The following is a 15,815-nucleotide window of genomic DNA, read 5'->3' as shown; positions in this document are numbered from 1 at the left end:
GCCTGCACCAGGATCGGCGACATCACGTTGGGCAGGACGTATTTAATGATGATCCAGCGATCCGGCAGGCCAATCGCCCGCGCGCCGTCGATATACTCTTCGTTGCGAATGGCGATCACCTGGCCGCGCGTCAGGCGGGCAAAGATCGGCATCGCGGAGAGGCCAATGGCGATCATCGCGTTGGTCAGGCTTGGGCCCAAAAATGCCCCCAGCGCGATCGCCATGATCAGGAACGGACAGGCCAGCAGCGCCTCGATAAAGCGCGAGATCACGCCGTCCCACATCTTCTGGAAGTAGCCCGCCACCAGCCCCAGCGGCACGCCGATAACCACCGCAATAACGACCGACATACAGCCCGCCATCAGCGAGGTGCGAGCCCCCCAGATAATGCGGGATAAGATGTCGCGCCCCAGCTCGTCGGTGCCGAACCAGTACATCGCCGACGGCGCTTTGCGCACCGCCAGGAAGTTGGCTTTCACCGGATCGAACGGGGCGATCCACGGCGCCAGCAGCGCCACCAGCACAAAGAACCCCACCACCACCGCGCCAATCACCGCGCTTTTATTGCCGAGGAATTTCTTCAGTACCCGGTTCTGCGCGCGCGGCAGCGCGGGCGTAACGGTTTGCGTCGTCAGTTCCGCCATGGTTAACCTCGCATTTTCGGGTTGATAAGGACGTAGAGCACGTCGGCCAGCAGGTTGAGCATCAGGAAGCCGATTGCCACGATCAGCACCACACCCTGCACCACCGCGTAGTCACGGTTGAATACCGAGTCGACGATCATCTTGCCGAAGCCCGGAATGGTGAAAACCTGCTCGGTCAGCACCGCACCGCCCAGCAGCTCGCCAAACAGCAGCGTGGTGAGGGTAATCACCGGCACCAGCGCGTTGCGAAACGCGTGCTTTAAGATCACCGCCTTCGGCAGCAGCCCCTTAGCGCGCGCGGTGCGGATGTAATCCGCTTTCAGCACGGCAATCATCGAGGCGCGGGTATGGCGCATCAGCGTTGCCGCGAGGCCCGTTCCGAGAACGGACGCGGGCAGCAGCAGCGTACGCAGGTTCTGGATCGGATCTTCACTGAACGGCACGTAGCCGGAGGCGGGTAGCCACTGCAGGTTCACCGAAAAAACCAGAATCAGCAGGATCCCCAGCCAGAAGTGCGGGATCGAGATCCCCGAGATCGCCACGAAGTTCGCCCCGTGATCGACCCAGCTGTTTTTGTTCACAGCCGCGAGGATCCCCATGCTGATGCCAAACACCAGCGCGATAATCATCGCCAGCAGCGACAGCTCCAGCGTGACCGGCAGCTTGCTGGCAATCAGCTGCGTCACCGGCTCGTGCGTGCGTAAGGAGACGCCCAGATCCCCCTGCAGCGCCCGCGTCAGCCAGTGGAAATACTGCACGGGGATCGGCGCATCGAGGTTCAGCTCCGCACGCAGCTGAGCGATGACCGCCGGATCGCGCTCCTCGCCAGCCATGGCGATCAGCGGGTCGCCGGGCAGCAGCTTTTGCAGCCCGAACACCATCATGCTCACCAGCAGTAGCGTCGGGACGGCCAGCAGCAGACGTTTGCAAATCAGTTCCAGCATGGGCTCTCCTCAGGACGGTTATTTCGCCAGCGTCAAACCCGCCAGACGCACGATGCCGTCCGGGTAAGGCTTAAAGCCCTGCACGCTTTTGTTCAGGCCGAAAATGCGCGGCTCGAAGTAGAGGTAGGCAATAGGCATGTCGGTTTGCAGCTGCTTCACCACCTTGTCGTACAGCGGCTGGCGCGCGGCCTGGTCGGTGCTCTGGCGTGCCTGGGTCAGCCATTCGTCAACCTGCGCGTTGCTGTAGCGGCCGTCGTTAAGGGTGCCTTTGCTGTTGATAAAGCCGTAGATGCTGCCGTCCGGATCCGGGCGTCCCGACCAGCCGGAGAAGCTCAGCTGATAGTCACCGCTCTGCTGGCGATCCAGCAGCGTGGCGAATTCGGTCATCTGCAGGTTCAGGGTGAAGCCCGCCTCGGCCACCATCGCCTGCAGCACCTGTCCCACCTGCTGCGAGGTAGGGTTGTTCGGCACCAGCAGGTTGACGGTCAGCGGCGTGGTCACACCGGCGGCTTTCAGCAGCGCTTTGGCTCTGTCGACGTCACGCGGCGGCACCGGCAGGTTGACGTGATACGGGCTGACCGGTGAAAACGCCTGGTTGGCCGGGGTGTAGAGCCCTTCAAAGACCACCTGGTTTAACGCATCGCGGTCGATAGCCTGCGAGAAGGCTTCGCGCACGCGGGCATCTTTGAACGGATCGTTCGCCGGCACCTTGCCGTTGTTGATGTTAAAGGTGATGCCCTGATAGCCCAAGCCCGTTACCTTCGCCAGCGCCAGCTTGCTGTCAGCCTCGACGGTTTTCACATCGCTGGCGGCGATGCCTTCGGTCAGGTCGAGATCGCCCGCACGCAGGTTCGCGAGACGCACGGAGGCATCCGGGATCGGCAGATAGATAATTTTGTCGAAGTGGTAGGCGTCTTTATTCCAGTAGTTGTCGAAGCGGGTCAGAACAATACGGTCCTGGGACACGCGGCTGTCGAATTTATACGGGCCGGAGCAGACCGGATGGGCGGCAAAGTCAGGCTTTTTCGCCGCCTCGGGGGCCATCATCGCGCCCGCGCGGTCGGTGAGCTGCATCAGCAGCGCGGCATCGGGGGTCTTCAGGTGCAGCGCAATCTGCATTGGGCCGGTGACCTCGACCGATTCAACGGAGGAGATCTCGCTTTTACGCAGGGAGCCTTTCAGGGTCAGGGCGCGGTCGAGGTTATATTTTGCCGCGGCGGCATCGAATTTCTCTCCGTCGTGGAAGGTGACGCCTTCGCGCAGATTGAGCGTCAGGGTTTTACCATCCTCACTCCACGCCCAGTCTTTAGCCAGACCGGGAACAACCTTCAGATTTTCATCCACGTCCACCAGCCTGTCGCACAGGGAGGCAAACACGAAGCGGCCATAGTAGGTGCGCGCCAGATGCGGGTCGAGCATGTCCGGGTCAGCGCCCAGACCGATTCGCAGCACGCTTTCAGAATGGGCGGGCAGCGCCGCGCCAAGCAACATAACACTTCCCAGTACGGTCAAAAGAGAATTACGCATTGTCATTATCATGAGTTCCTTGAAGGAAGGGACGAGTGAGTGGCCGCGTGTTCAAACAGCGCGCGGCGGCGCAGAAAAGCGGCGGATGGCGGTGCAATCTGGATAACGCTGCGATCGCGGTTGATCTCCTGCCAGCGGTGGCAGGCAACCTGACGCCCGCCGTCGAGCACCTGATTGATCGGCTCGACCTGACGGCATTCGTCGGTGACGTACGGGCAGCGGGTGTGGAAACGACAGCCGGACGGCGGGCTGGCTGGGTTGGGCAGATCCCCCTGCAGCAGCGGCGCATCTCGCTCAATGCCTGGCTGCATCTGCGGCGCCGAGGCGATCAGCGCCTGGGTATAGGGATGCAGCGGCGCGTCAAAAATCTCATCCACGGTGGCAAGCTCGACGATTTGCCCAAGATACATGACCGCCACGCGGTCGCTCATATGGCGGATCACCGCCAGGCCGTGGGCGACAATCACCATCGTCAGCCCTAGCTGGTGCTTCAGGCTTTCCAGCAGGTTGACCACCTGCGCCTGAACGGAGACGTCCAGCGCGGATACCGGCTCATCACCCAGCAGCAGCTTCGGTCCCGAGGCCAGCGCGCGCGCAATGCCGATACGCTGGCGCTGCCCGCCGGAAAACTCGTGCGGATACCGGCCGGCCCAGGCGGCGGGCAGGCCAACGGTTTTAAGCAGCTCGGCAACGCGGTACTGGCGATCCGCTTTTTTCATGTTCTGATGCAGCCACAGCGGCTCCCCGACGATCTGCTCCACCGTCATGCGCGGGTTCAGGGAGGCGAAGGGATCCTGAAAGATGATCTGCAGCTCGCGTCGGAGCTGATTGAGGCGCGCCCCCGAGGCATACGTGATCTCTTCCCCCTGGTAAAACACGCGCCCTTCGCTGGCGGCCAGCAGGCGCAGCAGCAGACGGCCAAGCGTGGATTTTCCGGAACCGGACTCGCCGACGATCGCCAGCGTTTCGCCCGGCATCACGGCAAGCGAAACGCGATCGACCGCGGTGACAAACCGTGCCGGAGTAAAGAGTTTTTTCGGGCCGGGGAAAAGCTTGCTGAGGTCACGGGCTTCAAGAATGGGCGTGGTCATGCGATTTCTCCCTGGGCAATGTGCTGTTCGAGCGGCACGCGGAAGCAGGCGACCTGATGGCCCGCGCCGAGCGTGGTGAGCTGCGGTTTTTCAGCGTGGCAGCGCGTCTGCGCAAACGGGCAGCGCGTCGCGAAACGGCAGCCCTTCGGCATGGATTCCGGGAGCGGGACCGCGCCGGGAATGGTGGAGAGCTGGCCCTTACGTGCGCCAAGAGAAGGAATCGAGCCCATCAGGCCGATGGTGTACGGGTGCTGCGGATCGGCAAAAATAGCCTCCGCGCTCCCCTGCTCCACCACCTGCCCGGCATACATCACGGCGACCTGCTGGGCGACTTCTGCCACCACGCCTAAATCGTGGGTGATCATCAGCACCGCCGTGCCGGTTTCCTCTTTTAAGGCGTTGAGTAAGGCAAGGATTTGCGCCTGGATGGTGACGTCGAGCGCGGTGGTGGGTTCGTCGGCAATCAGCAGTTTGGGATGGTTGATCAGCGCCATCGCAATCATCACGCGCTGGCGCATGCCGCCGGAAAGCTGGTGGGGATACGCTTTCAGGCGCATCTCTGCCGCCGGGATCTGTACCTTCTCGAGGATCTGCAGCGCGACCTTCATCGCCTCTGCGCGCGAGACGTTCTGGTGTCGCATAACCGCTTCGCTAAGCTGATCGCCCAGCGTAAACGCCGGATTGAGCGAGGTCATCGGCTCCTGAAAAATCATCGCCAGCTCGCTGCCGCGCAGATCGGCATATTCGCGCGGTGAGAGCTTGCGCAGATCGTGGCGGCGAAACTGCATCTCACCGCTAACGATACGTGCGCTGGCGGGCAGTAACCCCATCAGCGCCAGTGAGGTGATACTTTTTCCGCAGCCGGACTCCCCCACCAGCGCCAGCGTTTCGCCCGCCCTGACGGTCAGAGAAATACCATCAAGCACGCTAACCGGCGAGCCAGCAAACGTAACGTTGAGGTTTTGCACTCGCAATACGGGCGTGGCGTCCTTAAAGGGTATTGTCGTCATGGCGTGAAGTCGTCCTCGAGGTGGATCGCCTGAATCAGGGCGGTTTGCAGGCTGAGCAGGTGTTCGCGCATGGCGGCCGCGGCTTCATTTGGCTGGCGATGGATAATCGCAGCCATGATCTTGTGGTGGTGGTCGTTATAGCTGTCGACACGTTCGGGGGTGCGTGCCAGCTCGCGCAGATGCTGCCAGCCCGGTTCACGCCGCACGGCATCAATGGCATCAAACAGGCCGAGCATCAGACGGTTGCCCGCCGCCTCGGCAATTGCCCGGTGAAAGGCGCTATCCCACAGTTCGTTGAGATCGCGGTCATCCGGGCTGACCTTATCGATGCGTTCCAGCATGCGCTGCATGAGCGCGAGGTTTTCCCTGGTGGCACGCAGTGCCGCAAGCCGGGCTAAGCCGGGTTCGAGCTGTAGACGAGCTTCCATCACTTCCAGAAGGTTGGTCTGCTGAACCAATCCCTGAAGGGCCAGCGGTTCAACAGGTGCCGCCGGACCAATAAAGGTCCCTTTGCCCTGCTTACGCCAGATGCGCCCCTCTTCTTCCAGCACGTCCAGCGCACGACGCACTTCACGTCGCCCTACGCCGAGAGTGTCCGACAGCTCACGTTCCGTGGGCAGCGGTATGCCTGGTGTTGACTCATGCTGGTTGATTAGCCCGCGCAGCTGCTCAAGCGCGGTGCTGGAATTGGCCAGAAACCGTGACGGTTTTTCCATATTGGTTCGCTCGCTTTCATCATAATTTTATTTTTATTAACGATAAGTTATTGATATGAAATGAAGCTTATCGTGCTAATGATTAAGCAATAACCAAACCAATACGCAATTGGTTCAGTTATTTTTTGGAAAGCGGGAGATAACCAAATGATTCTGCGTGAATTATTTTTACAGAAAGACACATTCTGACTGAGGTCTGAAGAGAGGAATGGTGGTTAAATGCACAATATCAGTGCAGATAACGCACTATATTTGTGCAATTGTTAATTAATTGCACCATAGATATTAACTTTTTGTTAACGATAGTTGAGGGGATGAGATTACAGAATGCTGAAACGACGAAGGCCTGAATCATTTCTGATTCAGGCCTTCTGAATAGTGGCGGAACGGACGGGACTCGAACCCGCGACCCCCTGCGTGACAGGCAGGTATTCTAACCGACTGAACTACCGCTCCACTGTTCCCGTTTGGGGAACGAGGCGCATATTACGGTGCGCCTCCGATCTCGTCAACGCTTTTTCTCGCGTTTTGAATCGTTTGCTGCAAAAATCGCCCAAACGATGATTTTACAGGCATTCCGGCGTTTTTTCAGGCGCGCCACATACAGCTACCGCCCTTCTTCTGGACCAGATCAAGCCGGGATTCGTGGTTATGAAGCTCTTCATCACTGGCTAAAACAACCCGCAACCGGCTTGCCTGACGGACAACACGCTGAATGCCCGCTTCGCCTTGCGTCTGCTGGGATTCATTTTCCATACTGAACTTCATTGAGGTCTGCCCGCCGGTCATCGTCAGATAGACATCCGCCAGGATCTGGGCATCGAGCAACGCCCCGTGGAGCGTTCGTTTGGTATTGTCTATCTCGTAGCGCGAGCAGAGCGCATCCAGGCTGTTACGCTTGCCGGGAAACATCTTCCTTGCCAGCGCCAGGCTGTCCGTCACCTTACAGAAGGTGTTCGTCTTCGGGATATCACGATTAAGCTTGCTGAATTCATAATCCATAAAGCCGATATCGAACGAGGCGTTATGGATGACAAGCTCGGCACCCTTGATATATTCCAGGAACTCGTCAGCGACATCCGCAAACGTCGGCTTATCCAGCAAGAACTCATCGGCAATCCCGTGAACGCCGAACGCTTCCGGATCCACCAGCCGATCGGGTTTGAGGTAGACGTGGAAGTTGTTCCCCGTAAGACGACGGTTCACCACTTCAACGGCGCCGATCTCGATGATCTTATGCCCTTCGTAGTGCGCGCCGATCTGGTTCATACCGGTGGTTTCGGTATCGAGGACAATCTGGCGAGTAATTGCAGTGCTCATAGCGGTCATTTATGTCAGACTTATCGTTTTACTGAACGTTTCGAATACAGGAAGTCTACCAGAGATGCGTAAACAGGTAGAAATTTTCACCGATGGATCTTGTCTCGGTAACCCAGGACCCGGCGGTTACGGCGCGATTATGCGCTATCGCCAGTACGAAAAAACTTTTAGCGAAGGCTATTTTCTGACCACCAACAACCGGATGGAGTTGATGGCGGCCATCGTGGCGCTGGAGGCGTTAAAAGAACATTGTGACGTGGTGTTAAGCACCGACAGTCAGTACGTGCGCCAGGGGATTACCCAGTGGATCCACAACTGGAAAAAACGCGGCTGGAAAACCGCCGATAAGAAACCGGTCAAGAACGTCGATCTCTGGAAACGTCTTGATGCTGCGCTGGGCCAGCACCAGATTAAGTGGGAGTGGGTTAAAGGCCACGCAGGCCACCCGGAAAACGAACGCTGCGACGAACTGGCGCGTGCTGCGGCATCCAATCCCGCTCATGAAGATGCGGGCTATCAGCCCGACGTTTAATCGGTTTTTTTGTACTGCCGCGTGGCGCCGACGGTCTGGCGGATGGGCGTTTTCGACTTGCTCTGCTTCATGGGGTTAAGCGTAAGGGGAATGGTTCGCTTACGCGCGACGATAAACTGCAAACAGCCCAACGCGGGGAGGTGGGTACTCAGTACAACGCCCCCCTGCCGCGCCCAGGGCAGCACCTGAAAACCACCGTAGCAGAGCACTTCAAAGTTCAGCAACGAAAGCCAGTCGAGCTGGCGCATCATGGTGAACATCCGGCTGTTGTAAGGTGGGGCCCGGCGTAGTACCGGTACCAGCTTACGCAGGCCCATCAGGCTTAGCGGATTAAACCCGCTCAGTACCAGCCAGCCGTCATCAATCAGCACGCGATCGGCTTCGCGAAGCAGACGATGCGGATCGCTGCACCAGGGCAGCGTGTGGGCGAGCAAACAGGCATCAACGGATTTCTCTGCAAACGGCAGATGCAACGGGTCTGCCTTCACCTGAACCGGCGCTCCGCCGAGAGAGACGTTGACCTGATGCGAGATAGCGCAGCTTTCGGTATTGATTTCCGCGCTGAGATTGCCAATCTTAAGCAGGTGAAAGCCATACATCTTCGCAAGCCAGGGCTTCAGCTGTTGTTCTAACGCTTCGCGATAGTATTCACCCCAGGGCAATTCCGCCCAACGTTCCGGTGCTGCGACAGTCTGAGGTATCCTTGCCGGTTTCATCAAAACACCCGCCACGCTATAAGAGGTAATGTATGAATCTTATCAGTATTCCAGCCTTTGAGGACAATTACATCTGGGTTTTGGTTGACGACGATCGCCGATGCGTCATTGTCGATCCCGGAGAATCCTCCCCCGTTCTGCGCGCAATAAAAGAGAACGGCTGGCAGCCGGAAGCCATTCTGTTGACGCATCACCATCACGATCATACTGGCGGCGTGCCTGAACTGCGCGCTCATTTTCCGCATCTGGTGGTTTACGGACCGGCGGAGGCACAAGATAAGGGCGTCACGCAAGTAGTCGAAGAAGGCGAAACTATCCTCATACGCGAGTGGGAGTTTTCCGTATTTGCTACACCAGGTCACACTTTGGGACATCTGTGTTTCTACAGTAAACCTTATCTTTTTTGCGGCGACACGTTGTTCTCCGGAGGCTGCGGAAGACTGTTTGAAGGCACGCCAGCTCAAATGCACCAGTCTTTACAGAAGATTAATGCGTTACCCGATGACACCATTATTTGTTGCGCCCATGAGTATACATTAGGAAATATGAAGTTTGCCGTGAGCCTCTTACCCGAGGATCGGGCGATTCAGGATTATTATCACAAAGTGAAGGAGTTACGTGCAAAAGACCAAAAAACACTACCCGTAATTCTGAAAAATGAGCGCCAAATTAATTTATTTTTACGAACAGATGATCTTGATTTAATTAATAAAATTAACCAAGAAACAAATTTGCAACAACCAGAACAGCGATTTGCATGGTTAAGGTCAAAGAAAGATAACTTCAGATAATTGCGGGTTGCCTTTTCAAAATTTCGCCGTTATTATCGCTCGTCTTTTAAGCAACTATTGACACACACATGAAGGCAAAAGCGATATTACTCGCCTCTGTCCTGCTTGTAGGTTGCCAGTCGCAGAACGGCAGCAACGTACAACAGCACGCACAGAGCCTTTCTGCAGCTGGTCAAGGGGAAGCAGGGAAGTTTGCAAGTTCGGCGCGCTGGATGGACGATGGAACATCTTTCGCGCAGGATCAAGACTTGTGGACCTCTATTGGCGACGAGCTAAAGATGGGAATTCCGGAAAATACCCGGATTCGCGAACAGAAACAGAAGTATTTAAGTAATAAGAGCTATCTCCACGATGTAACGTTACGGGCAGAGCCGTATATGTACTGGATAGCCGGGCAAGTTAAGAAACGTAACATGCCTATGGAGCTGGTACTCCTACCCATAGTGGAGAGCGCTTTTGACCCACACGCGACGTCTGGCGCCAATGCCGCAGGCATTTGGCAGATCATTCCGAGCACCGGGCGAAACTATGGTCTGAAACAGACCCGCAACTATGATGCGCGTCGCGATGTTGTCGCTTCAACGACAGCCGCTCTCGACATGATGCAACGTCTGAACAAGATGTTTGACGGTGACTGGCTGTTAACGGTCGCAGCGTACAATAGCGGCGAAGGTCGTGTACTGAAGGCAATGAAAGCGAATAAAGCACGGGGTAAATCCACCGATTTTTGGTCGCTCTCACTGCCACAGGAAACAAAGATTTACGTACCGAAAATGCTGGCATTGAGCGATATTCTCAAGAACAGCAAGCGTTACGGTGTACAACTGCCAACACCAGACGAAAGTCGTGCACTGGCGCGTGTTCGCCTCAGAAATCCGGTTGATATTCAACAGGTTGCTGATATGACGGGTATGTCGGTAAGTAAATTGAAAACCTTTAATGCTGGCGTTAAAGGCTCAACCCTGGGGGCAAGTGGCCCGCAGTATGTAATGGTTCCGCAGAAACATGCTGAGCAGTTACGTGAGTCTTTAGCTTCGGGTGAAATCGCCGCCGTTCAGTCAACGCTGATCGCGGATGTCTCATCAGTTAACAGCCGCAGTTATAAGGTTCGTTCAGGTGATACGCTTTCGGGCATTGCGTCACGTCTTGGCGTGAATGCAAAAGATCTGCAGCAGTGGAATAACCTGCGCAGTTCAGGCCTGAAAGTGGGTCAGACTCTGACGGTAGGTGCAGGTAGCAGCGCACAGCGTCTCGCCAGCAACAGTGATAGCATTACCTATCGCGTGCGCAAGGGCGATTCACTGTCCAGTATCGCAAAACGACACGGCGTGAACATCAAGGATGTGATGCGCTGGAACAATGATACTGACAATCTGAAACCTGGCGACCAGCTGACGCTGTTTGTGAAGAACAGCGCGACGCCAGACTCCTGATAGCACGATCGAAAGATAAAAAGGCACCGATTCCCCTCGGTGCCTTTTTTGTTTATCCCGCTTTTTGCGCTTCAGCCATGATGGTATCGCTGGTAAACGAGCCATCGTCCTGCAGTTCAAAGTATGCCTTTACCTCTGCGGACGCACTCTCCTGATACAGCCTGATTGCCTGGCTTAATGCTTCCGGGGTGCGCATACGCGCGATCCACGAGCTGAACTCAAGCGGTAAGCGGTCTGTAATCAACGCACGCGCGATCAGCCCCGCTTCAGTGATAAATGACAACCACTCTCCGCCGGCGTAGTTTTGCACGTGCGAGGTATCGCGCAGCGCTTCCACCGTCTGCAGCCAGATATTGCGCACCGGATGTCCAGGGGACATCACATCCATAATAATGAAGATGCCACCCGGCTTCAGAACACGTCTGACTTCGCGTAATGCCTGGCCAACATCATGCCAGTGGTGCGCGGAGTAACGGCTGATCACCACCTCAAACGACGCATCATCAAAAGGTAATGATTCGGCATAGCCCTGACGCGTATCAATGTTGTCCAGCCCCTTAGCTTTCGCCGCCTCGGCAACGACGTCCAGCATCTGGCTTGATAAGTCATACGCGGTAACGTGCGCGACATGCTGTGCAGCCGTAAAGCTGGCATGCCCTGCCCCGCAGCCTAAATCCAGCACGTGGGCCTGCGGGAATGCCGCCAGACGTTCACCGAGACGCACCAGATCGCGGCCAGAAGCATGCACTGCGCTGCTCAGGTAGGCATTTGCCTGAGAACCAAACTGTTTTTCTACGTTGTCATGATGGGAGTGTGTTGTTGTCATTGTACTGTCCTTTGTGAGTGGAAAATAAAGGGCAGCACCCGCGCAGGCCTGCCCCACGGCAGACCTGACACACCATTATTTATCAGGTTTGCCGGGACTGAATTCGACTAGTAGAGGGTTATGATCCGAGGCGCGCGTCACCAGAACAGAGGCGTCATGCACGCTCAAACCACGATAGAAGACAAAGTCGAGAGGACGACCAAAGGCTTTTTTGCGCTGGTCATCGCTAAAACGAACTTCACGCAGCGACATTTCGCGCGCAAAGCGATACAGCGCGTTCATGCGTGGACGGCTCCAGGCATTGAAATCGCCCGCCATAATAATGGGCCCGCTGTGATGCGCAATCTGATCGCCAATGGGAAGTAACTGCTTACTGTAGACATCCACGCCCAGGCTGAAATTGACCGCGTGGATATTCACGACCATCAACATACGGGTATCCGGCAGCGGATAGACCGTCACCAGCGCCGATTTTGCCAGACGCAGAATAGGTTCACGTTCGCGCAGAGGACAGCAATAGACGGGATGTGCTGCTGAAAGCGTCATCACGCCTGAGGGGTGTTGTGGCAGAACAAATGCAGGCACCTGGTCGGCGGCAAGATAGTTCGTGGTGGCAAACCGGACAAGCTCAGGGGTGGTTTGCGCCTCCTGGAGCAGAACCAGATGGGCATCTTTGCCAAAATTCTTGAGGACCGATAACCACTCTGCACGCTGCTGCTTAAAGATATTCCACACCAGCACACGGATTTTTTCATCGCTGCTTAACGGAGTGCCGGCGGGTAATGCCTGGCTTATGCTCGCAAATGACCCCGGAGGCAAGATCCTCTCCGCGGGCATTCCGGCAACATAACGCATGGCATAGGTATTTTTTCGCACTTTTGGAAACAGCCTCTGTAACATGAACCAGCCCGGAAAACGGACTGGTTCTAATGTTATAGGGACTTTAGGTCATACTTTCAACGCAATTTCTGAGAAACCGCTTTCCAGTTTTGTAAGCAAGCACTTACTGATTTTATCCCAGCGCGACACGAGCGGGTTTATCAAGACGTCCACTCAGGCCAATCAACAGGAAGGCGACCAGGACAATCACCGCGCCAATCCATGGGGTCTGAGTTAATCCAACATGCTCTACGGTTTGTCCGCCAATGATGGAGCCCAGCGCGATGCCGATATTAAATGCGGCAATGTTCAGACCCGATGCCACATCCACCGCATTTGGCGTATAGAGCTCGGCTTTCTGGACAACGTAAACCTGAAGCCCGGGCACATTACCAAAGGCAAAGATCCCCATGACCAGCACCGTGACCAGCGCGACGTAGTGTAGCGAAGCCGTGAACTGGAAAATCATCAGCAGAACAACCAGGGCGGCGAAGATGAATTTCAGCGCCGGTACCGCACCATGCTTATCCGCAAGCTTGCCGCCCCAGATATTGCCAATCGCAACGGAAATACCGTATCCCAGCAAAATCCAGCTCACGGCATTGGGGGAGAAGCCTGCCAGGTCCTGCATCATCGGTGCCAGGAAGGTGAAGGCGGTGAATACGCCGCCATAGCCCAGCGCCGTGACCGCATAGATGATCAGTAAGCGCGGATGCGTGAGCACCTTCAGCTGATCGCGCAGGCTGGCGCTGGCCCGGCCAGGAATATTCGACGGTACCAGCAGCAGGCTGGTCACCAGGGCAATGACGCCCAGTAAGGAGACGGCCAGGAACGTTTCACGCCAGCCGAAGTGCTGTCCGATAAACGTGCCCAGCGGTACGCCCGTAACAAGAGCGACGGTCAGCCCACCGAACATGATCGCAATGGCAGACGCCGCTTTCTCCTTGGGTACCAGGCTGGTTGCAATAGTAGAACCAATCGAGAAGAACACCCCGTGTGCAAGGCCGGTCAACAGACGAGCGATGACCAGCGTTGTGTAGTCCGGTGCCTGCCAGGCCAACACGTTGCCGGCGGTGAACAGCACCATCAGCGCGACTAACAGCTGCTTACGCGGAAAACGTCCGGTCAGGGCCGTCAGCACGGGTGCACCGACGGCGACGCCCAGGGCATAGATGGACACCAGCAGCCCGGCGGAAGGCAACGAGATCGCAAGCTGGTTAGCAATGGTGGGAACCAGCCCCACGATAACAAATTCGGTAGTGCCAATTGCAAAGGCACTGATCGTCAGGGCAAGAAGCGCCAGTGGCATAAAATACTCCGTATCATCAGGATTAAGATGACAGGCAGTATGCGCCAGTGCTTAAATAACAAAAATGGTCAAAATATCAATAGAATTTTGCGGGTGGTGCAACAATGAAAGCAACGTCAGAAGAGCTGACAATCTTTGTCGCCGTCGTCGAAAGCGGCAGCTTTAGCCGCGCGGCCGAACAGCTGGGACAGGCTAACTCAGCCATTAGCCGCTCGGTAAAAAAGCTGGAGATGAAGCTTGGGGTGAGTCTGCTCAACCGAACGACGCGTCAACTGAGCCTGACGGAAGAAGGAGAGCGTTATTTTCGCCGCGTGCAGTCGGTACTGCAGGAGATGGCTGCAGCGGAGACGGAGATTATGGAGACCCGCAGCACGCCGCGTGGGTTACTGCGCATTGATGCGGCCACGCCGGTGGTGCTTCACTTTCTGATGCCGCTGATTAAACCTTTCCGCGAACGTTATCCGGAGATGACGCTCTCTCTGGTCTCCTCAGAGACGTTTATCAACCTCATCGAGCGTAAAGTGGATGTGGCTATCCGGGCAGGAACCCTGACCGATTCAAGCTTGCGTGCCCGCCCTCTGTTTGCCAGCTACCGCAAAATTATCGCATCACCAGAGTATATTGCTGAACATGGTAAACCGGAGACGGTTGAAGAACTGAAGCAGCATCTGTGCCTTGGCTTTACGGAGCCGGTGTCGCTGAACACCTGGCCTGTCGCCTGTCATGATGGTCAACTTCATGAAATTACCTGCGGATTATCCTCAAACAGCGGGGAAACGCTGAAGCAGCTGTGCCTTACCGGGAATGGCATCGCCTGTTTATCGGATTACATGATTGATAAAGAAATTGCGCGCGGTGAGCTCGTGGAGTTAATGGCCGATAAGCGTCTGCCGGTCGAGATGCCTTTTAGTGCGGTCTATTACAGTGACAGAGCGGTCAGCACGCGCATACGAGCCTTTATTGACTTCCTGAGCGAACATATAAAAACAGCTCCCGGAGGAGCTGTGTGAGGGTTTAGAGTACAGAGGGGGGTTAATATCAGTCCCAGTCAGGCGCTAAGCCTTCCGGGCTAACCAGACGATCGTTGCACTCCAGGGCTGCGATCGCTTTTTTATCGTCAGCATCCAGGTGAAGATCCGTTGCTAACAGGTTGCTCGCCAGGTTTTCACGTTTAGTTGAAGATGGGATCACGGCATAACCTTCATCCATTGCCCATGCCAGAATCACCTGCGCGGCAGTCGCGCTATGTTTCTCAGCGATACGCGTAATCACTTCATCTTTCAGCGCCTTACCGTAGGCCAGAGTCATGTATGAGGTGATGTGGATCCCGTGCTGTTTTGCCCAGTCTACGACTTTGCGGTTCTGCAGGTATGGAGACAGTTCAATCTGGTTGGTCGCAATATTTTCTGCACCAACAGCAGCAATGGCTTTTTCCATCAGCGGAATGGTGAAGTTGGAGATCCCAATTTCGCGGGTTAAGCCCTGCTTTTTCGCTTCCAGCAGCGCCTGCATGAATTCTTCTACGGAGACGGCATCGTTTGGTGATGGCCAGTGGATCAGCGTCAGATCGACGTAGTCAGTACGCAGTTTTTTCAGGCTCTCTTTCAGGCTAGGGATAAGCTTGTCTTTGCTGAGATTCTCAATCCAGATTTTCGTGGTAATGAACAGCTCATTACGCGGTACACCGCTCTCTTCGAGAGCTTGTCCAACGGCAGCTTCGTTTTCATAGATCTGTGCCGTATCAACTGCGCGATAGCCCAGTTCGAGTGCGGTTTTAACTGATGCGATAACAACGTCGTCTTTCAGGCGGAAAGTGCCAAGACCAAATGCAGGGAGAGTCATAATATTCCTCAATCGTTATGTTCGTAAACTGAGGACGATTATCGCTGGCGGTGTTATAGAGAAAAAGATCGCAAAACGCAGAGGATTTTTGCTAATTTCGCAATAATTAAACGTCAGATAAGAAAAAAGCCCTGAGCGTTAGCTCAGGGCTTTTAATAAGTGGCGGAACGGACGGGACTCGAACCCGCGACCCCCTGCGTGACAGGCAGGTATTCTAACCGACTGAACTACCGCT

General features: G+C 55.9%; 16 protein-coding genes and 1 tRNA gene. 4 read left to right on the top strand and 13 right to left on the bottom strand.

The genetic code is table 11. From position 1 onward, the window contains the following. The 8 genes from DOU50_RS04445 to dnaQ all read right to left on the bottom strand — a co-directional run. The coding region (locus DOU50_RS04445) for an ABC transporter permease (RefSeq protein ID WP_148768890.1) at positions 1–644 on the bottom strand (644 nt) is incomplete at its 3' end. 2 nt (positions 645–646) lie between these two features. Next, on the bottom strand, positions 647–1,588 hold the full coding sequence (locus DOU50_RS04440) for an ABC transporter permease (RefSeq protein ID WP_015571382.1): 942 nt from the start codon (positions 1,586–1,588) through the stop codon (positions 647–649). An 18-nt stretch (positions 1,589–1,606) separates the two neighbouring features. Further along, complete coding sequence (locus DOU50_RS04435) at positions 1,607–3,121, bottom strand: ABC transporter substrate-binding protein (protein ID WP_194266125.1); 1,515 nt, start codon at positions 3,119–3,121, stop codon at positions 1,607–1,609. Between the two features lie 2 nt (positions 3,122–3,123). Continuing rightward, positions 3,124–4,206, bottom strand: coding sequence for an ABC transporter ATP-binding protein (locus DOU50_RS04430; RefSeq protein ID WP_148768888.1), 1,083 nt, complete (start codon positions 4,204–4,206; stop codon positions 3,124–3,126). Continuing rightward, a complete protein-coding gene (locus DOU50_RS04425) occupies positions 4,203–5,216 on the bottom strand; it encodes an ABC transporter ATP-binding protein (protein WP_148768887.1) in 1,014 nt (337 codons plus the stop codon). The genes DOU50_RS04430 and DOU50_RS04425 overlap by 4 nt, the downstream gene beginning before the upstream one ends. Next, positions 5,213–5,932, bottom strand: a complete 720-nt coding sequence (locus DOU50_RS04420; protein ID WP_024909454.1) for a FadR/GntR family transcriptional regulator — start codon at positions 5,930–5,932, stop codon at positions 5,213–5,215. The genes DOU50_RS04425 and DOU50_RS04420 overlap by 4 nt, the downstream gene beginning before the upstream one ends. Before the next feature lie 379 nt (positions 5,933–6,311). Then, positions 6,312–6,388 (bottom strand) — tRNA-Asp (locus DOU50_RS04415). A 132-nt stretch (positions 6,389–6,520) separates the two neighbouring features. Continuing rightward, a complete protein-coding gene (dnaQ, locus tag DOU50_RS04410) occupies positions 6,521–7,252 on the bottom strand; it encodes a DNA polymerase III subunit epsilon (protein ID WP_055726119.1) in 732 nt (243 codons plus the stop codon). Here dnaQ and rnhA point away from each other — a divergent pair. Then, the gene (gene rnhA / locus DOU50_RS04405; RefSeq protein ID WP_161798576.1) at positions 7,206–7,784 is read left to right on the top strand and encodes a ribonuclease HI; all 579 of its coding nucleotides are present in this window, start codon (positions 7,206–7,208) and stop codon (positions 7,782–7,784) included. The genes dnaQ and rnhA overlap by 47 nt on opposite strands. Here the strand turns inward: rnhA and DOU50_RS04400 are convergent. After that, a complete protein-coding gene (locus DOU50_RS04400) occupies positions 7,781–8,500 on the bottom strand; it encodes a class I SAM-dependent methyltransferase (protein WP_024909452.1) in 720 nt (239 codons plus the stop codon). The two genes, rnhA and DOU50_RS04400, sit on opposite strands and share 4 nt — an antisense overlap. Positions 8,501–8,532: 32 nt before the next feature. On the opposite strand from DOU50_RS04400, the gene gloB reads away from it, so the two are divergent. Further along, positions 8,533–9,291, top strand: coding sequence for a hydroxyacylglutathione hydrolase (gene gloB, locus DOU50_RS04395; protein WP_090418137.1), 759 nt, complete (start codon positions 8,533–8,535; stop codon positions 9,289–9,291). 68 nt (positions 9,292–9,359) lie between these two features. After that, entirely contained in the window at positions 9,360–10,724 is a 1,365-nt protein-coding gene (gene mltD / locus DOU50_RS04390; RefSeq protein ID WP_148768886.1) for a murein transglycosylase D, read from the top strand. Between the two features lie 52 nt (positions 10,725–10,776). Here the strand turns inward: mltD and DOU50_RS04385 are convergent, their stop codons facing one another. From DOU50_RS04385 to DOU50_RS04375, 3 genes are all read right to left on the bottom strand, one after another. Next, the gene (locus tag DOU50_RS04385; RefSeq protein WP_048990296.1) at positions 10,777–11,550 is read right to left on the bottom strand and encodes a class I SAM-dependent methyltransferase; all 774 of its coding nucleotides are present in this window, start codon (positions 11,548–11,550) and stop codon (positions 10,777–10,779) included. 75 nt (positions 11,551–11,625) lie between these two features. Further along, positions 11,626–12,426 (bottom strand): endonuclease/exonuclease/phosphatase family protein, encoded by an 801-nt coding sequence (locus DOU50_RS04380; RefSeq protein WP_024909448.1) that lies wholly within the window; start codon positions 12,424–12,426, stop codon positions 11,626–11,628. Between the two features lie 136 nt (positions 12,427–12,562). Next, a complete protein-coding gene (locus DOU50_RS04375) occupies positions 12,563–13,738 on the bottom strand; it encodes an MFS transporter (protein ID WP_048990299.1) in 1,176 nt (391 codons plus the stop codon). 104 nt (positions 13,739–13,842) lie between these two features. Between DOU50_RS04375 and yafC the strand changes: the two genes are divergently transcribed. Continuing rightward, the gene (gene yafC / locus DOU50_RS04370) at positions 13,843–14,748 is read left to right on the top strand and encodes a DNA-binding transcriptional regulator YafC (protein WP_032646938.1); all 906 of its coding nucleotides are present in this window, start codon (positions 13,843–13,845) and stop codon (positions 14,746–14,748) included. Between the two features lie 28 nt (positions 14,749–14,776). Here the strand turns inward: yafC and dkgB are convergent, their stop codons facing one another. Continuing rightward, positions 14,777–15,580, bottom strand: coding sequence for a 2,5-didehydrogluconate reductase DkgB (dkgB, locus tag DOU50_RS04365; RefSeq protein WP_090418144.1), 804 nt, complete (start codon positions 15,578–15,580; stop codon positions 14,777–14,779). Positions 15,581–15,815 lie beyond the last annotated feature (235 nt).

Origin of the sequence: Enterobacter sp. C6 (assembly GCF_008122455.1) — a bacterium.
In the GTDB taxonomy this organism is placed as follows: domain Bacteria; phylum Pseudomonadota; class Gammaproteobacteria; order Enterobacterales; family Enterobacteriaceae; genus Enterobacter; species Enterobacter pseudoroggenkampii.
The sequence above is the reverse complement of the archived record's forward strand: the minus strand, read 5'-3'. Positions and strand labels throughout refer to the sequence as shown.

What these genes read in the sequence shown, in the direction of transcription:
- yafC (WP_032646938.1), top strand. Translation starts at nt 13,843, where the DNA reads ATGAAAGCAACGTCAGAAGAGCTGACAATCTTTGTCGCCGTCGTCGAA.
- DOU50_RS04375 (WP_048990299.1), bottom strand. Translation starts at nt 13,738, where the DNA reads ATGCCACTGGCGCTTCTTGCCCTGACGATCAGTGCCTTTGCAATTGGC.
- DOU50_RS04425 (WP_148768887.1), bottom strand. Translation starts at nt 5,216, where the DNA reads ATGACGACAATACCCTTTAAGGACGCCACGCCCGTATTGCGAGTGCAA.
- DOU50_RS04440 (WP_015571382.1), bottom strand. Translation starts at nt 1,588, where the DNA reads ATGCTGGAACTGATTTGCAAACGTCTGCTGCTGGCCGTCCCGACGCTA.
- DOU50_RS04400 (WP_024909452.1), bottom strand. Translation starts at nt 8,500, where the DNA reads ATGAAACCGGCAAGGATACCTCAGACTGTCGCAGCACCGGAACGTTGG.
- gloB (WP_090418137.1), top strand. Translation starts at nt 8,533, where the DNA reads ATGAATCTTATCAGTATTCCAGCCTTTGAGGACAATTACATCTGGGTT.
- DOU50_RS04420 (WP_024909454.1), bottom strand. Translation starts at nt 5,932, where the DNA reads ATGGAAAAACCGTCACGGTTTCTGGCCAATTCCAGCACCGCGCTTGAG.
- dnaQ (WP_055726119.1), bottom strand. Translation starts at nt 7,252, where the DNA reads ATGAGCACTGCAATTACTCGCCAGATTGTCCTCGATACCGAAACCACC.
- dkgB (WP_090418144.1), bottom strand. Translation starts at nt 15,580, where the DNA reads ATGACTCTCCCTGCATTTGGTCTTGGCACTTTCCGCCTGAAAGACGAC.
- DOU50_RS04385 (WP_048990296.1), bottom strand. Translation starts at nt 11,550, where the DNA reads ATGACAACAACACACTCCCATCATGACAACGTAGAAAAACAGTTTGGT.
- mltD (WP_148768886.1), top strand. Translation starts at nt 9,360, where the DNA reads ATGAAGGCAAAAGCGATATTACTCGCCTCTGTCCTGCTTGTAGGTTGC.
- DOU50_RS04430 (WP_148768888.1), bottom strand. Translation starts at nt 4,206, where the DNA reads ATGACCACGCCCATTCTTGAAGCCCGTGACCTCAGCAAGCTTTTCCCC.
- DOU50_RS04435 (WP_194266125.1), bottom strand. Translation starts at nt 3,121, where the DNA reads ATGACAATGCGTAATTCTCTTTTGACCGTACTGGGAAGTGTTATGTTG.